The organism is Agrobacterium sp. 22-226-1, from assembly GCF_053522345.1.
Genome location: NZ_JBNWCP010000015.1, coordinates 61,797 through 79,387, shown reverse-complemented (window position 1 = coordinate 79,387; position 17,591 = coordinate 61,797). Strand labels below are relative to the sequence as shown.

Sequence of the window (17,591 nt, the reverse complement as noted above, 5' to 3'; positions counted from 1 at the left end):
AGAATTGAGCAAAGGACGGTCGACGTGCTTCATTCGAGAAAACTGCGTTACATTGATGAGATCGCCAGATGCGGGTCGATCCGCAAGGCCGCTGCCAGATTGAACGTCGCGTCATCCGCCATAAACCGGCAAATTCTGGCGTTGGAGGAGGAGTTGGGCGCGCCCATCTTCGAACGCATGCCGCGAGGATTGAGGCTAACAGCAGCGGGAGAATTGTGCATCGAGCATATCCGCGAAGTGCTCAAAACCTATGAGCGGATGGAAGCACGCATTCGCGGACTCAAGACACCGCAAGCTGGCAAGGTCTCGATGGTTGCGACGGTTGGACTTTCGGCTGGGCCGCTTCCGGAGATCATCGCGAGTTTTATCGCGCAACATCCGCGGGTGCATGTCCATCTGCGTAATGACGGCCCGTCGACCACGATTTCACCGGTATTGGCTGGTGAAGTAGATATCGGCCTCGGCTTCAACATTCCTGCTACTCCCGGTATTCGTACGCTCGCCAATTTCGATATACCGATTGGAGTCGTTATGCCGCCAGGGCACCGCCTTGCCGGAGAGGGGCCGATCGATCTTGCCGATGTCGCCCAGGAGCCTTTAGTTCTTGCACAATCGGGCACGAGTCTTCGTAACGTCATCAATCTCGCATTCGCCCCGCTTTCCGTCGCTGTCCAGCCCGTCGTGGAAAGCAACGCGTCCGATATGCTCAAGCGGCTGGTCAAGCTCGGAAGTGGGCTGACGCTGCTTAATCCGCTCGATGTTCAGGCAGAGTGCGAGCGCGGGGAACTTGTTTTCCGGCCATTGGCCGGCTCCCATTCCCGGCATCAACCGATGAAACTCTTCGCACGCTCTCGCACTTCGCTCGACACGGTTACAAGTCTTTTTGTGGAGTTTATATTGTCGCGACTGGTAGAACTTGTGGCGGAACTTGAAGCCAGGGGTCACGTGCCGCCACAGCGCCAACCGGACAAAGCCGAGGGCAGTCACATCACATAGAGGTTGTCCAGCGGATAGTCGGACAGGTCGCGCAACAATTCGATGAAACCTGTGACCTGATGGCGGCAGATGGCCGCGCCCTTGGCTGCGGTGCCTGCTGCCGCATTTCCGACTACGCCGTGCGGATTGAGATCATGCGCGATCCACGCCAGGGAATGGGGCGGTAGTGGCTGCAGCAGCCGCGACTGTTCTTTCATCCATTCGGCCTTCGACGTGAAATTCTGGGAGTGTTCCATCCGCACGAGATCAGGTCGAAAATGAAGCATCAACGATGTCTCGACATCTCCACCGTGAATGCCGAATTTCTGCTCATGCTCAGAGATCATGCCTTCGGGATTGCCGAAGCGGCCCCACTGAGTGCTAACGACCGCCATGCGATGTTTAACACGCAATTCGCGGGCAACAATGCTCATGACATCGACATTGCCGCCATGGGAATTGACGATCACCATCTTGCGAACACCCGCCTCAGCAACTTTCGTACCAATCGCCGTCCAGGCCTGAATGAGGATTTCTGGGCCTAGAGACAGTGTGCCGGGACCATAGACATGCTCGTTGGCCTTGCCGATTTCCTGCGTCGGCAAGACAAGGAAATCGATATCATCCGGTCGTAGAGCCTTCAGTTCCGCCAACATGCCGTTGGCGATTGCAACATCGGTGGCCACTGGCAGATGAGGGCCGTGTTGCTCGGTCGAGGCGATTGGCAATACCGCGATCGTTCGGTCTTCGGACAGGCTCGCAAAATCGAGCGTATTCAGTTCATTCCAGTAAAACGGCTTTGCCATTCTCGTCCCTGCTTTCGTCTTTTCCGACACAGGCGTAAGAGATGCACGGAGGCTCGAAAAGCATTAATTTCAGTCTGCCCTGATGCCTTTTTGTGTGCGCAGATACTCTGACCTGTCGGAAATCTGGAGGTTTCGGTTTTCGACCGGCGTGATAAAAGTAGTTTCGCGTATTTCTTCTTGGCGCCCCGCTCCTGCAGCCACGCATCTTTCAGCTTGGATAGTTGGGCCTCGTCTCCCCCAAGGGAGCTCAGCAGCAAAAACTGACACCCCAATCTCGGTGTGGCAGTAGGCGGGTTAGCCACCCACTACGCGTTTGCACGCGACCTGGGGTGCTTTTTTATGTCGCCTGGAATGCTCATTTTGCCTGCAGATAACGTACAGGCCATCAGGAGCCATTCAGGAATCCAGGCCGGGTGGAAGCAAACGACGCCATCCAGCGGCAGTGTCTACCGATATGGGAAGTTTGGCCCAGCTGCCATGCCGGGAGGCGATCATGATGAACTCATTAAGTTGGCACAGCGGCAACTCCAGCGAGAAGCTGATGCCTGGGAATTTTTAGCGAGCGCCAATCTCTAATTACGGTTCTTGGGTACATATCTGTTCAAGAACTCGAGCAGCCGATAGATAACGCGATCTGCCGAACTAGAAGCCCTTTGCGAATTCGCGAGCAGCTTGGATGAACGAGGTGAAGGCGGCCGGCGGGTTTTTTCTGCCCGGGTAATACAGCGCCAGCGGGGCCAACGCGGGTGTCCAGTCCTCCAGAACCCGGACCAGCCGCCCGGCTGCAATATCTTCACGCACGTCCGCCTCCATGACGTATCCGAGACCTACGCCGTTCTGCGCCGCGATCCTGACCAAACTCGACTCGTCAAGGGTGATCGAGCCCTGCACGTCAATTTGGACGGCTTTCCCATCCCTCTCGAATTTCCATCGGAACAGCGCGTTATTTGGAAGGCGCGCGCGGATGCATCGAAACCGGTAGAGGTCAGCCGGAACAGCCGGCCTTCCATGCGTTTGCAGGAATTCCGGCGATGCGACGACCGCATTGCTGCGCGTCAAGCCCAGAGGTACGGCGATCATATCGGCCGGGACGAGATCGGCCGGCCTGAGGCCGAGGTCGAAGCCGGCTGCGACGATATCGACGATCCGTCCCTCGGTGACCAGGTCGATATGGACCTGGGGATAGCGCTGTATGAACGAAAGGATGAGCGGCTCCATCACCTCGCGCGCTGCCGTGGCAAAGGCGTTGATGCGTAGCGTGCCGGTCGGGACCTCCTGAAGAGATTGAGCGGCCAGCATCGCATCGTGGATGTCCGTTACCGCCGGACCGACCCGTTCGACGAAGGTTTTTCCCGCATCGGTGAGCGAGACGCTCCGTGTCGTCCGGTTGAACAGGCGGATGCCGAGACGCTGTTCGAGCTTGGCGATGGCATTGCTCAAGGCCGTTGTGGAGATGCCGAGATCGAGCGCGGCCGCCCGAAACGATCCGAGGCGGGCGATACTAAGAACGGCATCAAGGTCAGCAAGAACGGATCTGGTCATGGTGTCACGCCATTGTCCCTCTTTTCGTAATTCCTCATCCTCATTTATCCGGATTATCCTGTCAATGATGATGGTCTACCTTTCACTCAGTCGATCTCAGGCGGAGGTCGAACGGTCGCCAATGAGGCCGCGAAAAGGACTGGAGAATCGAATGATGATCAAACTACCGAAGGCCATCGAAGCCTATTTCGAGGCAGACCGGACAGGCAGTCCGGATACGATTGCTGCCACCTTTACCGAGAACGGTATCGTGAAGGACAAGGGCAAGACGCACCGCGGACGCGACGCCATCCGTGAATGGATGGCTGATGAGGCCCAGCAGTACAGCTACACGGTCGAGCCTTTCCTGATCACCACGGAGAACGGCAAGACCCAGGTCACGGCGCACACTGCTGGCGACTTCCCGGGCAGCCCGATCGACTTGCGTTTTATCTTCGCCCTCGCGGGCGACAAGGTTGCTGAACTGGAGATCACCGTATGAGCGCGTTTCTTAATTTGGAGAGCCGTCGTACTCTCGTCACTGGCGGCACCGCGGGTGCTGGCGCAGCAACCGTGGCGCTGTTCAAGGAGTTTGGCGCGCGCGTACTTGCGACCGCTCGCAAGAAACCGGCAGACTTCTCCGGCGCGGCGTTCGTCGAAGCCGACCTGACCACCGTGGATGGTGTGCAGACAGTCGTCGATGCTGTTCACCAGGAGCTTGGCGGGCTCGATATCCTCGTGAACGTGCTAGGCGGCTCTTCGGCACCTTCCGGCGGCTTTGCGGCATTGACCGAAGAGGAATGGGAGAAGGAATTCAACCTCAACTTCTTCCCGGCTGTCCGACTCGATCGTGCTCTCGTCCCCGGCATGATCGCGCAGGGAAGTGGGGTCGTCATTCACGTGACGTCGATCCAGCGGGTTCTTCCGCTGCACCAGGCGACTACCGGCTATGCATCAGCCAAGGGCGCGCTCAACACCTACAGCAAGAGCCTTTCCAAAGAGGTTTCTCCCAAGGGCGTGCGGGTGGTGAGGGTTTCTCCCGGCTGGATCGCCGATTCGGGCTCCAACGGTCTCGCACTACGGATCGCGGAGGAAGCCGGCATCAGCTATGACGACGCTGTGCAGACGATCATGAACTCGCTGGGCGGCATACCGCTCGGACGACCGGCCAGGCCTGGGGAAGTCGCTGACCTGATCGCCTTCCTGGCCTCGGACCGAGCGTCATCGATTACGGGAACCGAGCATGTGATCGACGGCGGCACTGTCCCGACAGCGTAAGGGGATGCGGTGTTCTGGACGGTGGTCTCGCTGAAGTAGACCATTGCGGATCAGGCGGGTGGTTCCCACCCGCCGATCTGCGAATAGATCGCGTCGCGCAGAGACCGTACGTCGTGGTTCAAGGCAGCGAGTTGCGGGGGCGTTTGGGTCGAGGCTGCAAGCAAGGTATCGCTGAGGCAGCCCGCCTTGTGCCGCAAGGCCCGACCCTGGTCTGTCAATGCCACCAGAACCTGACGTTCGTTGCTCGGATTGCGGGTCCGGCGCACAAGCCCAGCGGCTTCGAGACGCTTCAAAAGAGGCGTCAAGGTGCTGGAGTCCAGAGCAAGCTGGTCGGCGATCGACACGACCGTCTGATCGTCTTGCGCCCAAAGGACGTTCAAGACGAGATATTGCGGGTATGTCAACCCAAGCTCGTCGAGGAGCGGCTTGTAGGCGCGCTGGATTGCAATGCCCGCTGTGTAAATCGCGTAGCACAGCTGGTCGCGCAGGGGCGGGGGATCATTGTGGGACATTTCGAACTCCTGTGAGGACCCTTATAAGTTAGATTATTGCAAAAACCAATATCGCGATAATAAAAACGTTGACGAGCACCGGTAAATATGGAAGCTTAATGTTATCGCAATAATTATTTCCGCGAAAATTAAAGGAGTGTGCCATGACAGGCAAAAAAACCATAACCATTACCGCGATCGCAGCTGCAGCCTCCCTGTCCGCCGCCTTGCCCGCAATCGCCGTTGACGCGCTGCCACAGGACCAAACCGTCAGAAACGTCGTTCTGGTTCATGGCGCATTTGCGGACGGGTCCGGCTGGAAGGGTGTTTACGACAACCTCACAAAGCGCGGTTATCGCGTTACGATCGTGCAGAACCCCCTGACGTCGCTGGCAGACGATGTTGCCGCTACAAAGCGTGCGCTCGAGCGGCAAGACGGTCCGGCCATTCTCGTCGGGCATTCCTGGGGCGGAACCGTAATCACGGAAGCCGGCATCGATCCCAAGGTTGCGGGCCTCGTCTATGTCTCGGCGCTTTCTCCCGATGCTGGCGAGACGACCGCTCAGCAATACGAGGGATTTGCGCCCGCGTCGGAGTTCGTTATCGAGATCACGAAGGATGGTTTCGGCTATGTCAGCCCGGAAAAGTTCAAGGCTGGCTTTGCGCACGACGTCAGTGATGCGGATGTGGCATTCATGCGGGATACCCAGGTTCCGATCAACATGTCGGCGTTCGGTACGAAGCTCGAACATGCAGCCTGGCGCACCAAGCCCAGTTGGGCTGTCATCGCAACCGAAGACAAGGCTTTCGACCAGTCCATGTTGATCCATATGGCCGAGCGGATCAACGCCAGGATCACCAAGGTGTCGGCAAGCCATGCCCTGTTTATGACGCAGCCGGCGGTCATTGCCGATACCATCGATCAGGCAGCAAAAGCCGTCTCTGCCGAAACGAAATGAGCCAATCAGGAGCCTTGGCAGGAAACATCCGGTCCTGCCAAGGTGTCTTACTACTGTCGTCCAAGGCTTCTGATACGTACTAAATTTGATGTGGCATCAGCGATGGTCGTCATCGCCTCGCGCTCTGCCTCGTTCAATGTTCGCGGCTTCACGTCGATAACATGGAACCGAGCATGAAGCCGTGCGGATCGTGAACCGGAGCGCCGGCATAGAAACGAAAGCCGAACGGCCCGACAGCGTTGGGTTCTCTGCAAGACCTTCGCTAAAGGTCCTCAAGCATTGTGAACTCATTGGCTATAGGATTAGACGTGAAGTTATCCGACCGCGGAGAAAAGATGCCTTATAGGTTGTTCATCGACAATTCCTTGGATTGAGGTCATCCCAAGCAAGCCCATGTCGCGTCGAAGTTCATCCTGCAAGATCGCGACCGCTTTTGCCACGCCCGCCTTACCATCCACGGCGGCTGCGTAGAGGAACGGCCGTCCGACGAAAACGAACTTCGCGCCCAAGGCTAGCGCTTTGACTATATCGGTTCCCCGTCTCACTCCGCCGTCCAACATCACTGGCACGGCGCCTTGCACTGCCTCGACGATATCGGGCAAGGCCACAAGCGGTGCTATGGCGCCATCCAACTGGCGTCCACCATGGTTGGAGACAATAATGCCATCCACCGCTTGCTCGACCGCTATTTTTGCGTCTTCCGGATGCAGGATACCCTTTACGACGAGGTTTCCTCCCCATGTCGCGCGAATTCGCTTCACATGCTCCCAGTCAAGATGTTCCTTCTTGCCGAAATCACGCATGACGTTCGAGGCAATGATAGGCGCGCCGCGCGTCGCATAAGAATTCTCGAAATGCGGAATGCCATGCATGAGGATGGTTCGCATAAAGGTCCCGATCATCCATGTCGGGTGGCTTATTCCTTCCCAGGCGAGATTAAGGCTCGGGCGTAGCGGCGTCGAGAACCCCGCCCTGACATTGTTTTCGCGATTAGCCAATACGGCGGTGTCCACAGTCAGGACCAGTGTTTTGAACCCTGCCTTGGCAACGCGCTGGATGAGTGGATCGATTTTGCCCTGTTCGCCCGGCAGATAGGCCTGGAACCAGGAGTGGGGAGCGGCGGCCGCCACATCTTCCAAAGGGATAAGCGAAGAGCCGCTCATGATCATCGGAATGTCGGCTTCCTTCGCCGCTTCTGCAAGAATCAGGTCACCGCGATAGGCCATCAAAGCGCTGATCCCCATCGGCGCAATACCGAATGGCGCTTTCCACTCTTCTCCAAACAGGGTGGTTGCAGTTGTACGGGCTGCGACGTTTCTGAGAACGCGAGGCCTAAAGCCCATCGCTTTGAATGAATCTGCGTTCATTTGAAGCGAGGCATTTCTTTCACTGGCACCCGCGATATAGCCGAACAACGGCTTTGGAAGGTGGCGCTTCGCCAGAGCTTCAAAATCATCAAGGCAAAGGACGCCTTTGAGCCGGCGAGCGGAAAGTGTCGGAAACATCGGGTATGCCATTTGCCGTATCCCAGGATTTTAGAGAAGCAGGTGCTCCTCAGACTTTTCTGAAAGGACAAGGGCGCCTCACGGCGCCCCTGCTTTAGTCTTCGCTTGCCTCGAAAGCGGCTTTTCTGTTTTTACGGATCGTTGGCAAAATCAGGGTCAACAACATAAGGACTGTGACTGCCAGAAGCACGGCGCTGATCGGACGTTCGAAGAATACCAGCCAATCGCCCTGCGAAAGCAGCATGGCGCGGCGTAGATTCGTCTCAAGCAAAGGCCCAAGAACAAATCCCAGGAGGAGAGGCCCCGGTTCGCACTTGGCCTTGCGCAAGACGTAACCCAAGATCCCGAACAGGATGACCAGCGCAACATCGAAGCCGCGGTTGCTGACGCTGTAGACACCAACGCAGCAGAACAGCAGGATGGCTGGATACATAATGCGGTATGGGATTTGCAGCAGCTTCACCCATACACCAATCAGTGGCAGGTTGATAATGAGAAGCATCGCATTGCCGATCCACATCGAGGCAACCAGACCCCAAAACAGTCCCGGCTGGTTCTGAATAACGGACGGTCCGGGTGTGATACCGTGTATCGTCATCGCACCGAGCATCATGGCCATGATGGAGTTGGAGGGAATTCCCAGTGTCAGAAGAGGTATGAACGAAGACTGCGCACCAGCATTGTTCGCCGCCTCGGGTCCTGCAACACCGGCAATTGCACCGTGACCAAACTTCTCCGGCGTTTTGGACATGCGCTTTTCGACCGAATAGGCACTGAACGCGCTCAGTGTTGCGCCGCCGCCCGGCAGTACGCCAAGGATGGTGCCGACGCCCGTCCCGCGAAGAACGGCGCCCCAGCTCTCCCTGAACTCCTCACGCGTCGGCCAAAGGCGACCGATCTTGCTTTGGAGAACGCCCCGAACCTCTTTCGATTCGAGATTGGTTGCGATCTCCGCAATGCCGAAGAGACCGACGGCAATGACCACGAATTCAATACCGTCGTAAAGATCCGTCGATCCGAACGTCATGCGGGGCGAGCCACTATTGACGTCTATACCGACCATGCCAAGCACGAGGCCAAGGCAGACCATGCCAATCGCCTTGACAACGGAGCCATGCGCGAGAATCGTTGCCGCAAGCAGGCCGAAGATACACAGCGCTACATATTCCGCAGGCCCGAACGACAGAGCAAAGGATGAGAGTGTAGGACCCGCAACGGCCAGCGCAATCGTCGAGACAGTTCCCGCAAAGAACGAACCTAATGCCGCAATCGCCAGTGCCGCACCAGCCCTGCCTTTTCGGGCCATCTGGTATCCATCGATCGCGGTGACGACAGCCGAGGCTTCGCCGGGAAGGTTGACGAGGATCGCTGTTGTCGAGCCACCATACTGCGCACCATAAAAGATACCAGCCAGCATGATCAGCGCGCCAAGTGGCGGCAGGAAGAATGTGACGGGCAGAAGAATCGCGACGGTGGCCGTCGGGCCAATGCCAGGCAACACGCCGATCAGGGTGCCAAGAAGCGTCCCGATGAAGCAAAACATCAAATTTGTAGGTGTCAGTGCTTCGGAAAAGCCGAGCATCAAGACGTCGAGAAATGCCATCGAATTAATCCGATCAGAACAGGACGGCGATCACAGAGGCCAGATAGGCATCTGAACGCCAAGTCCGTAGATGAAGAGAAGCGCGCCGAGCGTGGTCAGGATCGCGGTCGAGACAAAGATTTCCCGCCATCGTGATTCAGGGTCAGCAAGACTTCCGACGACAAGAAGCCAGACGGTTGCGACGACGAAGCCAAGGACTTCAGCAGCGAAAGCAAATCCCGCGATGCCCACGACCAGAATGATGAGCGGCTTGGGGTTGACGGCGTCGAGCGCTTCGTGGGGCTTCATCAAAGCCTTGATGAGAACAATCGTCCCGATCAGTGCGATTATGATGCAGAGCGACCTTGGCAGAAAGCCCGGCCCCATCGTCGCCGGTGTGCCGTATGACAGGTCACGCCCGGCCCAAAGGCCAAGCGCTCCCAGAAACATCATCACACAACCGGCAAGAATATCGGGAAAGTCCCGGCTATTGGTTGCAGGCTTCATGCTCATTGCTGCACCCATGGGGTCTTGTTCCAGATTTCCTGGAAGCGGGCGAGGCGGTTTGGCATTTCCTTTTCCCACTCCGGGCCGCTCAGGTAAGCCAACGGCAGTGCCATTTGCTTGGCCTGCTTCTGGAACTCGGGATTGTCGAGAGTTGCCTTGACCGCCGCAGCAAAGCGATCGGCGATTTCAGCCGGAACCTCGCGGGGTGCAGCAATGCCGCGTTCGGATGTCATCTCAACGTTGAGGCCGGATTCGATGGCCGTCGGCACGTCAGGAAGCTGCGGCGAACGTTCTTTGCCGAAAGTGTTGATCATGCGCAGGCCCGACGTGTCGTTGCCAGCAAACTCGCTGACGTTCAGGCCGCCGCCAGTCACTTGAGATCCGAGGATCGCCGTGCGCGTTTCGCCAGCTCCATTGAACGGAACATGTGTGACCGTTGTGCCGGACTCCGCGCCAAGAAGGATTATCGCCAGGTGGTCGTCGGTACCGATACCGGAGGAGCCATAGGATACAGCGCCGGGCTTTGCCCTGGCAGCAGCTATGTAATCAGCAAGCGTTTTGATTTCGGAGGCTGCCGGCACGACGATTGCTGCCGGATCGTCAACGATACGCGCGACGGGCTTGATCGTCTTTGGGTCATAGCCGAGCTTTCTCTGTACCTGCATGGAAAGGAAGCCGGGCGTATTGATGTAGGAGAAGGTGTACCCGTCAGGCTTTGCCTTCGCGAGCGCCGTATATGCGATTTCACCAGATGCACCCGGACGGTTTTCAATGACGATATCGGCGCCAAGTTCCTTTTCGAGGAACGGCTGCATCGCGCGCGCCATGACATCGGTGCTGCCGCCGGGTGCGAAGGCCACGATCATCTGGATTGGACGATCCTTGGGCCATTCGGCGTGGGCGAGTTGGACCGAGGCGCTAAGCGCCGCAACGGCGAGCGAGACAGCGAACAGGTTTCGTTTCATATCCAGTCCTCCTTTGGATGGTGGCCGCCAATTGGTGCGAAGGCGTGTTTCGCCTGCGGGCGCCTGGCGACCGGTCAAGAGCTGCTTTGGTAGTGGTTGAACAAAGGAACGGGCGCCTTGCGCGTGAGCACGTACATCCGGCGCCGATATTTTTGAGAGTTTCTCAGACGTCGCGTCGATCAGTTGAAGCTATGTGCCGAGACTTCGCGTTATGCGTTGTCGCTGGTCCAATCTCACGTGCCCTGGCCCGTTGCGACAGGTTCAAAGAACACGTCTTGCCACCGAGCCAGTTTCGACTTCAACAGGCCTGTTTCAGTCATGAAGTCTGCGAAAATCATCACACCTTTAGGGTGGACACCCCACTCGTCTTTTACCGTCTCCAGCATTTTTTGGATCTGATCGGCATTCAGAGGCGATTTTTCCGAACCGAGAAATATGTCGGCTGCTTCCTTCGGGTTCTCGCGGATGAAGTTGTCGGCCTCTTCGATCGCTGCGACGATGGCGAGTGATGCATCCTTGCGCTCGTCGATGAACTTGCCTGTGGTTGCGAGCAATCCGCTCGTAACCTTCTGCCCGAGATAGTCGGAGAAGTTGAAAAGCTTGTGGATCCTGGAGTGGGCTTCAAGGGCATCGCTATAAGGATGTGGGGCAACATAGGCGCTGATGGTTCCACCGGCGAGAAGGCCGCTGGTTGCATCCGGATGTGGCAACTGCACCATCATCGTATCGAAGTGCTTTGCGTCCCCGAATGCCTTCTTTGCTGCCATTCGCACGAGCAGACCCTGCTGGCCGGTCGTCGATGTGACGGCGATCCGGTCATTGGCCCCGAGATCCTTCAGATCCTTGATTTCGGACTTGTTGGTGTAAAAGCCGTTGTCACCTGCGACGAGAGCTGCAAGTCCGCGAATCTTGATTGACGTCTTGGTCTTTTCAGCAGCGATCAGCATGCCGGGCAGACCGTAGGCGCCGATGTCGATGGTGCCGCTGATCAACGCGTCATTGATCGCCGGCGCCCCGCTGATTTTTTTGATTTGCACGCTTGTGTTGATGCCTTTGGCAGCCAACTGCTTCGAGAAGAAGCCCTTTTGATCCGCGACGACAACAGGCAAATAGGCGTAGCCATACTGGATCGCAATCGAGATCGGTTTTTCTTCCGCGGCTCTCGAGACATTGGGTAAAACTGTGAAGATCGACAACGCGGCGATGGCAGCCAGAGCTGCTCGCCGATGAAGTTTCTGTTGCATACTTCCTCCCGAAGTGCTTTTTGAAACGGCGTTGCAAAAATAATGAAGTCATCTCGACTGCGCTGTCAACCGCTTTTTCACATCACTAACGATTGCAGCAGCCGCTATTGAATTCGAGGAGGAACGATGGCTGGACATTCACCCCACATTGCCGTGCGTGAGGACTGGCTCTCACTGGAACAGGAAGAAGTTCTTTTCCCGGAGATGCCGATCGTCGATCCGCATCATCATCTTTGGGACAGGCCCGGTCAGCGATATCTGTTTGACGAACTGCTTGCCGATGCCCGGCAGGGCCATCGCATCCAGGCAACGGTTTTTGTTCAGAGCAGGTCCATGTACAATGTCGACCAAAAGGATGATCTTCTGAAACCTGTGGGCGAAGTCGAGTTTGCCAACGGCGTGGCCGCGCGGTCCGCTTCGGGTCTCTATGGATCATTCAGGGCTTGCGCGGGGATCGTCGGGTCGTGCGATCTGATGGCCGGTGACCGGATCGAGGCGGTTCTTGATCGCATGACGGCTGTTGCCGGAAAGCGTTTTCGAGGCATCCGCAATCAGACGGCCTGGCACGGGGATCCGGCGATTGCGACTAATCCTGTTCCACCGGTGAAAGGCCTTCTTTTGGACCCGGCTTTTCGCGACGGCGCTCGACGTCTTGGAGTGCGGGGTCTGACATTGGATGTCTGGGCCTATCATACCCAGCTCGCAGAATTCGAGAATCTGGCGCGCTCCTGCCCGGATACGACGATCATCCTCGACCACCTTGGCGGGCCGCTCGGTGCGGGACCCTACAAAGGACAGCGCGCCGAAGTGCTGGCCGACTGGTGCGCTTCCATGGAGAGGATCGCGGATCTGCCGAACGTTTGCGTCAAGCTGGGCGGCCTGGCAATGGGAGCTGGCGGATTCGACTTCCATCTTTCCGAGCGGCCGCCGTCCTCCGAACTGCTCGTGGCGGCTTGGGACCCGTATATTTCCTTCGCGATCGAACGCTTCGGCACAAAACGCTGCATGTTCGAGAGCAATTTCCCGGTAGACAAGGGCATGGTTTCCTGCCGGTCGCTGTGGAACGCCTTCAAGCGCTTGTCCCAAGATTTTAGCGCGTCCGAAAAGCAGGATCTCTTCTTTTCGACGGCTGCCCGGGTCTACGATCTTGCCATCGAACCGGAAGGAGAGTTCTGATGTTCTTTGCACCCCCTCCAACCATTAATACGGAAATCTTTTCACGAATGCCGGATCGCTTCCGGCAACCGCGCGAGACGCGCTGGGCTGACGTCAACCGTTCCGGCATGGCGATTGATTCATTCCTCGAGGGGCCATGTTTCGATAGCGAAGGCAATCTGTACGTCACCGACATTCCGTTTGGGCGGATATTCCGGATCGCGCCCGACGGAGAGTGGGATCTGGTCAGCGAATACGATGGTTGGCCGAACGGCATGAAGTTTCATAGTGAAAACACGATCTATATCACAGATTACAAACGCGGAATTCTTCAGCTCGACGTCGCAACAGGTGGAGTATCACCAGTCATTGAAGAGTATTTTTCAGAGGGCTTCAAGGGCGTCAACGATCTGGTCTTTGCTGCCAATGGTGATCTCTATTTCACCGATCAGGGGCAGAGTGGCCTGCATTCGCCAACCGGTCGGGTTTTCCGCTGGTCTTCGGCGGGGAAGCTGGACTGCGTCCTGTCCGGTATCCCCAGTCCGAACGGAATCGTCATCGCCAGAGACATGGGTTATCTGCTCGTTGCAGTCACGCGTGCACAGCAGATCTGGCGCGCTCCTCTGCATGACGGCATCGCAACCAAGGTGGGCGTTTTTCTGCAGTTGCATGGTGGCATGGGCGGACCGGATGGTCTTGCTCTGTCGGAAAACGGCGAACTCTTCGTTGCCCACACTGGATTTGGCTCGATTTGGCATGTGTCCGGTGTGGCAGAACCGCTGCATCGAATTAGGTCCTGCGCCGGGATGTCGACCACCAACCTGGCCTTCGACCCGAAGGATCGCCATGTCGTCTATATCACGGAATCGCAGACCGGCAGTATCTTGAGGGGAAGGCTACCGGTTCGGGGCGCGGAATTGTACATGGCCCGTGGGTAGGCTAACGATGGACTGAAGGGTTCATAAGGAAGATGGTGCACATGGACGACGAATATGAGCAACAGTTGCCTCGAGTAAAAGGCGTGGCCTCCGCCGATCGGCTTCTCACCGTCCTGTCCGCATACCGGCGGGGCGATGATGCGCTGGAGTTGACCGAGCTTGCCGAGCGGACAGGCCTGGTCAAAAGCACGATCATGCGCTTGTGCGTCTCGCTCCAAAGTTTCGGCTTCATAGAGCGAATGCGGGACGGTCGGTATCGTCTTGGGACTGAGATCGCCAGGCTGGGTTCCGTTTACCTGCAATCCTATGCGCTTGAATCTGAGGTTATGCCGGTCCTGGAGCGGCTTGTTGCGATATCGGGCGAGACCGCCTCGTTCTATATCCGGCGCGGCGATCAACGTCTCTGCCTGTTCCGCCACGATTCGCCATCTCCGTTGCGCATGCATGTACGGCCCGGCGATCTCAGACCCATGGACGAATCGTCAATCGCGCAGGTTTTACGTGCGTTCGAAGCAGGCCAGACCGCGAGCGTCAAAGATATTGCGCTGCCAATCTATTCCAACGGCGTGACGGATCCACACGTTGCCTCGATGGCCGCCCCCGTATTCGGAGCAGGCCAACGTCTGCTAGGAGCGCTCGCGATCACGGGGCCAGCTTCGCGGCTGACTGCGGAAAAGTCGGCGCAGGTTGCCCAGCAACTGCTCAGTCTCGCGGACGGGCTGACGAAGTCACTCGGAGGCGAGCAATAAAATTGAAACGGCGTTGCATTTTTTATTTGCAACGCCGTTTCGAAATGCTAACAAGTTGCTGCTCATCGGGAGGATGGGTACGCGCTCATAATTGTCGTGAACCCTCCGAGAGCCTGTAGCAGATGGCGAAACTCGTGGAGGAGTTCATGATCAATCTGACAAGACGTCAATCTCTGGCCTTTGCCGGGATTGGCCTGTTTGCGGCCTCTGGAGCGCCTTTGATTGCGAAGGCGCAAGAGAAAAAGACTATCAGGGTTGCTACGCAGTACGGTACCAGCCATCTAGCGACGACTGTCGCGGAAAAGCTGTCACTCTTCCAGAAGCACGCAGAGAGCAATGCAATCGCCGGAACCGAATTTCAGGTTCAGCGTGTCAGCGGCTCAACCGTCATCAACGACGGCATCTTCAGCGGCAGCCTCGACATTGGTGCCTATGGCTCCACTGCCCTGATTGCAGCCTGGGCCAAGACCAAGGGCTCCTACGACCTGAAGGGGATCGTGGCGTGTAACGAAGCGGTTTTGACCCTTTACACCAACGATCCGTCGATCAGGTCAATCAAGGACATCAAGCCCACTGACCGCATTGCGGTGACCGGTACGACCTCGCCACAAGCCATCATGTTGCAAATGGCGGCCGAGAAAGAATTCGGCAAAGGGGAGGCGAAACGCTTTGACAAACAGATGGTCCAGTTGCCGCACCCCGACGCAACGACCGCTTTGATATCCGGAAACGGAGTTACACTCTATTTTGCCGCGCCACCGTTCATCAGCGCACTTGAGGCGTCCGGGAAATGCTTCAAAGTCACCGATGGTCGAGAAATCATAGGAGGGCCTTTTTCCGGCGCGCTCTATGCTTCGGCCCAAAAATTCGCGGACGCAAATCCAAAAGCGTTGGCAGCATTTGTGGGGGCGCTGAAGGAAGCGATGGATTTCATCCGGAGCGATCCGGGTAAAGCCGCCGAGATCTATATGGCTGCCGAGAAAACAAGCCTCTCCGCAGCTCAGGTCGAAGAAGCGATCCGTGGCCAGGCTTTCGCGATTGAACCACGAGGGATGCAAAGCCTTGCGGACTTCCTGGCAAGCACTGGTGCTATCAAGCAGGCACCTGCCAGCTGGCGTGATATGTTCTTCGAGCCCGTCAGCAAGGGAGATGGTAGCTGATGGATATGAACACACAATCGGCAAATGGCACGCAGGGCATGCCCGCATCCTCGCCCTTGCTCTCGGTCAACGGCGTCACCCTGCAATACAAAACGGGAGCAGCCATTCTCACCGCGACTTACAAGGTCAGCTTCAACGTCCAGAAGGATGATCGCTTTATTTTGCTTGGCCCGTCCGGCTGCGGAAAATCGACGCTTCTGAAAAGTGTTGCGGGCTTCCTCGCACCGGTTGAGGGCGACATCAATCTGGCCGGTAAACCGGTCCGAGGTCCCGGGCCCGACCGCATGATGGTGTTCCAGGAATTCGACCAGCTGATGCCGTGGATGACGGTGATCGACAACGTGATGTTCCCGATGCGCCGGTCTGGACGTTTCCCGAAGTCCGAAATCCGCGACAGGGCACGGCGCGTGATTGCCAAGGTAGGGCTCTCGAAGTTCGAGAATTCATATCCTCACATGCTTTCCGGCGGCATGAAGCAACGTGTGGCGATCGCCCGTGCTCTTGCTATGGAGCCGCAGATGCTTCTGATGGACGAACCCTTCGCGGCCCTCGATGCGCTGACCCGTCGGCGTATGCAGGAAGAACTTCTGGAGCTCTGGGATGACGTGCGGTTTACGCTGCTATTCGTCACCCACTCGATCGAGGAGGCGATCATCGTTGGCTCCCGGATTCTCGTCCTTTCTCCGCATCCCGGCCAGGTTCGCGCCGAGCTCGATGCGACCGCCTATGGGCATCAGCATCAGGGCGATGCGGACTTCATGGCGTTCAACAGAAAGATCAACCAGATGCTCTTCGGCGATCAGGAGGTTGCCCATGACTGAGGTTCTGACGGCGCGGCCGACCCCGTCCCCCAGGCCCGACCTGGAGTATAAAACTGTCGATATCGCGCAGATTGGCAGCATCAAGCAGGATGTTGGCTTTTGGGAAGGCCTTTTTAACATTACCGGGTTTCGGCGCGCGCTGGTGCTGATCGGTTTGTGTGTCATTTGGGAGGTCTATGCGCGTTATCTCGGCAACCCCCTGATGTTTCCTTCTTTCAGCGAGACGGTGACGACGCTTTGGGCCGATATCATTTCCGGACGGCTACCTTCTGCAGCGATAACGTCGTTACAAGTTCTCGTCACAGGTTACGCAACCGCTATCGCGCTTGCGGCAGTCATGACGACCCTTGCGATCTCGACGAGGTTTGGTACGGACCTGCTGGCCACCTTGACAGCCATGTTCAACCCCCTGCCAGCAATCGCTGTCCTGCCTCTTGCACTTCTATGGTTCGGGCTTGGCACCAGCAGCATTGTCTTCGTAATTGTCCACTCGGTTCTTTGGGCCGTGTCGCTAAACACATTCACGGGCTTTCTGTCGGTCAGTCAAACCCAGAAGATGGCCGGTCGGAACTACGGTCTTGGCGGCTTGCGCATGGTGTTCTTCATCCTCATTCCGGCAGCCTTTCCGTCGATCCTCTCTGGCTTGAAGATCGGCTGGGCCTTTGCCTGGCGCACTCTGATTGCGGCTGAACTGGTTTTCGGGGTTTCGGGAAATGCTGCCGGTCTCGGCTGGTACATTTTCGAGGCTCGCAATGCGCTCGAAACCTCCGGTGTGTTCGCAGGGTTGCTGACCGTCATCGTCATCGGCCTTGTGGTCGAAGGGCTTGTCTTCCGGACGATCGAACTTCTGACAGTTCGCAAATGGGGAACCCAGAACGGCTGATGGCGGCGTAAAAAGGTAGCCGGCGCGGAATAGATTTCGGCGGTCGGCCAAT

18 protein-coding genes are annotated in these 17,591 nt (G+C 57.3%); 10 read left to right on the top strand and 8 right to left on the bottom strand.

What is annotated here, in order from left to right; genetic code table 11:
- Nucleotides 1-24 precede the first annotated feature (24 nt).
- Nucleotides 25-996 carry a LysR family transcriptional regulator gene (locus ACQZ5K_RS21750; RefSeq protein ID WP_374997414.1) on the top strand — a complete coding sequence of 324 codons (972 nt, stop codon included), beginning with the start codon at nucleotides 25-27 and terminating at the stop codon, nucleotides 994-996.
- Here the strand turns inward: ACQZ5K_RS21750 and ACQZ5K_RS21745 are convergent.
- Both ACQZ5K_RS21745 and ACQZ5K_RS21740 read right to left on the bottom strand, forming a co-directional pair.
- Complete coding sequence (locus ACQZ5K_RS21745; protein ID WP_374997360.1) at nucleotides 984-1,781, bottom strand: creatininase family protein; 798 nt, start codon at nucleotides 1,779-1,781, stop codon at nucleotides 984-986. The genes ACQZ5K_RS21750 and ACQZ5K_RS21745 overlap by 13 nt on opposite strands.
- Before the next feature lie 642 nt (nucleotides 1,782-2,423).
- Nucleotides 2,424-3,323 (bottom strand): LysR family transcriptional regulator, encoded by a 900-nt coding sequence (locus ACQZ5K_RS21740; RefSeq protein WP_374997359.1) that lies wholly within the window; start codon nucleotides 3,321-3,323, stop codon nucleotides 2,424-2,426.
- 151 nt (nucleotides 3,324-3,474) lie between these two features.
- Between ACQZ5K_RS21740 and ACQZ5K_RS21735 the strand changes: the two genes are divergently transcribed.
- Both ACQZ5K_RS21735 and ACQZ5K_RS21730 read left to right on the top strand, forming a co-directional pair.
- Nucleotides 3,475-3,804 (top strand): nuclear transport factor 2 family protein, encoded by a 330-nt coding sequence (locus ACQZ5K_RS21735; RefSeq protein ID WP_374997358.1) that lies wholly within the window; start codon nucleotides 3,475-3,477, stop codon nucleotides 3,802-3,804.
- The gene (locus tag ACQZ5K_RS21730) at nucleotides 3,801-4,580 is read left to right on the top strand and encodes an SDR family oxidoreductase (RefSeq protein WP_374997357.1); all 780 of its coding nucleotides are present in this window, start codon (nucleotides 3,801-3,803) and stop codon (nucleotides 4,578-4,580) included. The genes ACQZ5K_RS21735 and ACQZ5K_RS21730 overlap by 4 nt, the downstream gene beginning before the upstream one ends.
- A gap of 50 nt (nucleotides 4,581-4,630) precedes the next feature.
- Here the strand turns inward: ACQZ5K_RS21730 and ACQZ5K_RS21725 are convergent, their stop codons facing one another.
- Nucleotides 4,631-5,092: a MarR family winged helix-turn-helix transcriptional regulator gene (locus ACQZ5K_RS21725; RefSeq protein WP_448741385.1), complete on the bottom strand. Its 462-nt coding sequence runs from the start codon at nucleotides 5,090-5,092 to the stop codon at nucleotides 4,631-4,633.
- 143 nt (nucleotides 5,093-5,235) lie between these two features.
- Here ACQZ5K_RS21725 and ACQZ5K_RS21720 point away from each other — a divergent pair, with 143 nt between their 5' ends.
- Entirely contained in the window at nucleotides 5,236-6,030 is a 795-nt protein-coding gene (locus ACQZ5K_RS21720) for an alpha/beta fold hydrolase (protein ID WP_374997355.1), read from the top strand.
- A gap of 314 nt (nucleotides 6,031-6,344) precedes the next feature.
- Here ACQZ5K_RS21720 and ACQZ5K_RS21715 read toward each other — a convergent pair whose 3' ends face one another.
- The 5 genes from ACQZ5K_RS21715 to ACQZ5K_RS21695 all read right to left on the bottom strand — a co-directional run bounded on the left by ACQZ5K_RS21715 (nucleotide 6,345) and on the right by ACQZ5K_RS21695 (nucleotide 11,833).
- Nucleotides 6,345-7,547, bottom strand: coding sequence for an alpha-hydroxy acid oxidase (locus ACQZ5K_RS21715; protein WP_374997354.1), 1,203 nt, complete (start codon nucleotides 7,545-7,547; stop codon nucleotides 6,345-6,347).
- A gap of 82 nt (nucleotides 7,548-7,629) precedes the next feature.
- On the bottom strand, nucleotides 7,630-9,138 hold the full coding sequence (locus ACQZ5K_RS21710) for a tripartite tricarboxylate transporter permease (RefSeq protein ID WP_375021723.1): 1,509 nt from the start codon (nucleotides 9,136-9,138) through the stop codon (nucleotides 7,630-7,632).
- A 30-nt stretch (nucleotides 9,139-9,168) separates the two neighbouring features.
- The gene (locus ACQZ5K_RS21705) at nucleotides 9,169-9,630 is read right to left on the bottom strand and encodes a tripartite tricarboxylate transporter TctB family protein (protein ID WP_448741384.1); all 462 of its coding nucleotides are present in this window, start codon (nucleotides 9,628-9,630) and stop codon (nucleotides 9,169-9,171) included.
- Nucleotides 9,627-10,589: a tripartite tricarboxylate transporter substrate binding protein gene (locus ACQZ5K_RS21700; RefSeq protein ID WP_448741383.1), complete on the bottom strand. Its 963-nt coding sequence runs from the start codon at nucleotides 10,587-10,589 to the stop codon at nucleotides 9,627-9,629. The genes ACQZ5K_RS21705 and ACQZ5K_RS21700 overlap by 4 nt, the downstream gene beginning before the upstream one ends.
- 233 nt (nucleotides 10,590-10,822) lie before the next feature.
- Nucleotides 10,823-11,833: an ABC transporter substrate-binding protein gene (locus ACQZ5K_RS21695; RefSeq protein ID WP_374997350.1), complete on the bottom strand. Its 1,011-nt coding sequence runs from the start codon at nucleotides 11,831-11,833 to the stop codon at nucleotides 10,823-10,825.
- Between the two features lie 126 nt (nucleotides 11,834-11,959).
- Between ACQZ5K_RS21695 and ACQZ5K_RS21690 the strand changes: the two genes are divergently transcribed.
- The 6 genes from ACQZ5K_RS21690 (at nucleotide 11,960) to ACQZ5K_RS21665 (ending at nucleotide 17,539) form a co-directional block, all read left to right on the top strand.
- Nucleotides 11,960-13,009: an amidohydrolase family protein gene (locus ACQZ5K_RS21690; RefSeq protein ID WP_374997349.1), complete on the top strand. Its 1,050-nt coding sequence runs from the start codon at nucleotides 11,960-11,962 to the stop codon at nucleotides 13,007-13,009.
- Nucleotides 13,006-13,926 carry an SMP-30/gluconolactonase/LRE family protein gene (locus ACQZ5K_RS21685; RefSeq protein ID WP_374997413.1) on the top strand — a complete coding sequence of 307 codons (921 nt, stop codon included), beginning with the start codon at nucleotides 13,006-13,008 and terminating at the stop codon, nucleotides 13,924-13,926. The genes ACQZ5K_RS21690 and ACQZ5K_RS21685 overlap by 4 nt, the downstream gene beginning before the upstream one ends.
- A gap of 41 nt (nucleotides 13,927-13,967) precedes the next feature.
- Nucleotides 13,968-14,675, top strand: coding sequence for an IclR family transcriptional regulator (locus ACQZ5K_RS21680; protein WP_374997348.1), 708 nt, complete (start codon nucleotides 13,968-13,970; stop codon nucleotides 14,673-14,675).
- Nucleotides 14,676-14,821: 146 nt separating this feature from the next.
- Nucleotides 14,822-15,835: an ABC transporter substrate-binding protein gene (locus ACQZ5K_RS21675; RefSeq protein WP_374997347.1), complete on the top strand. Its 1,014-nt coding sequence runs from the start codon at nucleotides 14,822-14,824 to the stop codon at nucleotides 15,833-15,835.
- Entirely contained in the window at nucleotides 15,835-16,656 is an 822-nt protein-coding gene (locus ACQZ5K_RS21670) for an ABC transporter ATP-binding protein (RefSeq protein WP_374997346.1), read from the top strand. The genes ACQZ5K_RS21675 and ACQZ5K_RS21670 overlap by 1 nt, the downstream gene beginning before the upstream one ends.
- Nucleotides 16,649-17,539 carry an ABC transporter permease gene (locus ACQZ5K_RS21665; RefSeq protein ID WP_374997345.1) on the top strand — a complete coding sequence of 297 codons (891 nt, stop codon included), beginning with the start codon at nucleotides 16,649-16,651 and terminating at the stop codon, nucleotides 17,537-17,539. The genes ACQZ5K_RS21670 and ACQZ5K_RS21665 overlap by 8 nt, the downstream gene beginning before the upstream one ends.
- Nucleotides 17,540-17,591: the final 52 nt, after the last annotated feature.

What these genes read in the sequence shown, in the direction of transcription:
- ACQZ5K_RS21675 (WP_374997347.1), top strand. Translation starts at nt 14,822, where the DNA reads ATGATCAATCTGACAAGACGTCAATCTCTGGCCTTTGCCGGGATTGGC.
- ACQZ5K_RS21700 (WP_448741383.1), bottom strand. Translation starts at nt 10,589, where the DNA reads ATGAAACGAAACCTGTTCGCTGTCTCGCTCGCCGTTGCGGCGCTTAGC.
- ACQZ5K_RS21710 (WP_375021723.1), bottom strand. Translation starts at nt 9,138, where the DNA reads ATGGCATTTCTCGACGTCTTGATGCTCGGCTTTTCCGAAGCACTGACA.
- ACQZ5K_RS21725 (WP_448741385.1), bottom strand. Translation starts at nt 5,092, where the DNA reads ATGTCCCACAATGATCCCCCGCCCCTGCGCGACCAGCTGTGCTACGCG.
- ACQZ5K_RS21715 (WP_374997354.1), bottom strand. Translation starts at nt 7,547, where the DNA reads ATGGCATACCCGATGTTTCCGACACTTTCCGCTCGCCGGCTCAAAGGC.
- ACQZ5K_RS21730 (WP_374997357.1), top strand. Translation starts at nt 3,801, where the DNA reads ATGAGCGCGTTTCTTAATTTGGAGAGCCGTCGTACTCTCGTCACTGGC.
- ACQZ5K_RS21720 (WP_374997355.1), top strand. Translation starts at nt 5,236, where the DNA reads ATGACAGGCAAAAAAACCATAACCATTACCGCGATCGCAGCTGCAGCC.
- ACQZ5K_RS21680 (WP_374997348.1), top strand. Translation starts at nt 13,968, where the DNA reads ATGGACGACGAATATGAGCAACAGTTGCCTCGAGTAAAAGGCGTGGCC.
- ACQZ5K_RS21665 (WP_374997345.1), top strand. Translation starts at nt 16,649, where the DNA reads ATGACTGAGGTTCTGACGGCGCGGCCGACCCCGTCCCCCAGGCCCGAC.
- ACQZ5K_RS21735 (WP_374997358.1), top strand. Translation starts at nt 3,475, where the DNA reads ATGATGATCAAACTACCGAAGGCCATCGAAGCCTATTTCGAGGCAGAC.
- ACQZ5K_RS21690 (WP_374997349.1), top strand. Translation starts at nt 11,960, where the DNA reads ATGGCTGGACATTCACCCCACATTGCCGTGCGTGAGGACTGGCTCTCA.
- ACQZ5K_RS21670 (WP_374997346.1), top strand. Translation starts at nt 15,835, where the DNA reads ATGGATATGAACACACAATCGGCAAATGGCACGCAGGGCATGCCCGCA.
- ACQZ5K_RS21695 (WP_374997350.1), bottom strand. Translation starts at nt 11,833, where the DNA reads ATGCAACAGAAACTTCATCGGCGAGCAGCTCTGGCTGCCATCGCCGCG.
- ACQZ5K_RS21745 (WP_374997360.1), bottom strand. Translation starts at nt 1,781, where the DNA reads ATGGCAAAGCCGTTTTACTGGAATGAACTGAATACGCTCGATTTTGCG.
- ACQZ5K_RS21705 (WP_448741384.1), bottom strand. Translation starts at nt 9,630, where the DNA reads ATGAGCATGAAGCCTGCAACCAATAGCCGGGACTTTCCCGATATTCTT.
- ACQZ5K_RS21740 (WP_374997359.1), bottom strand. Translation starts at nt 3,323, where the DNA reads ATGACCAGATCCGTTCTTGCTGACCTTGATGCCGTTCTTAGTATCGCC.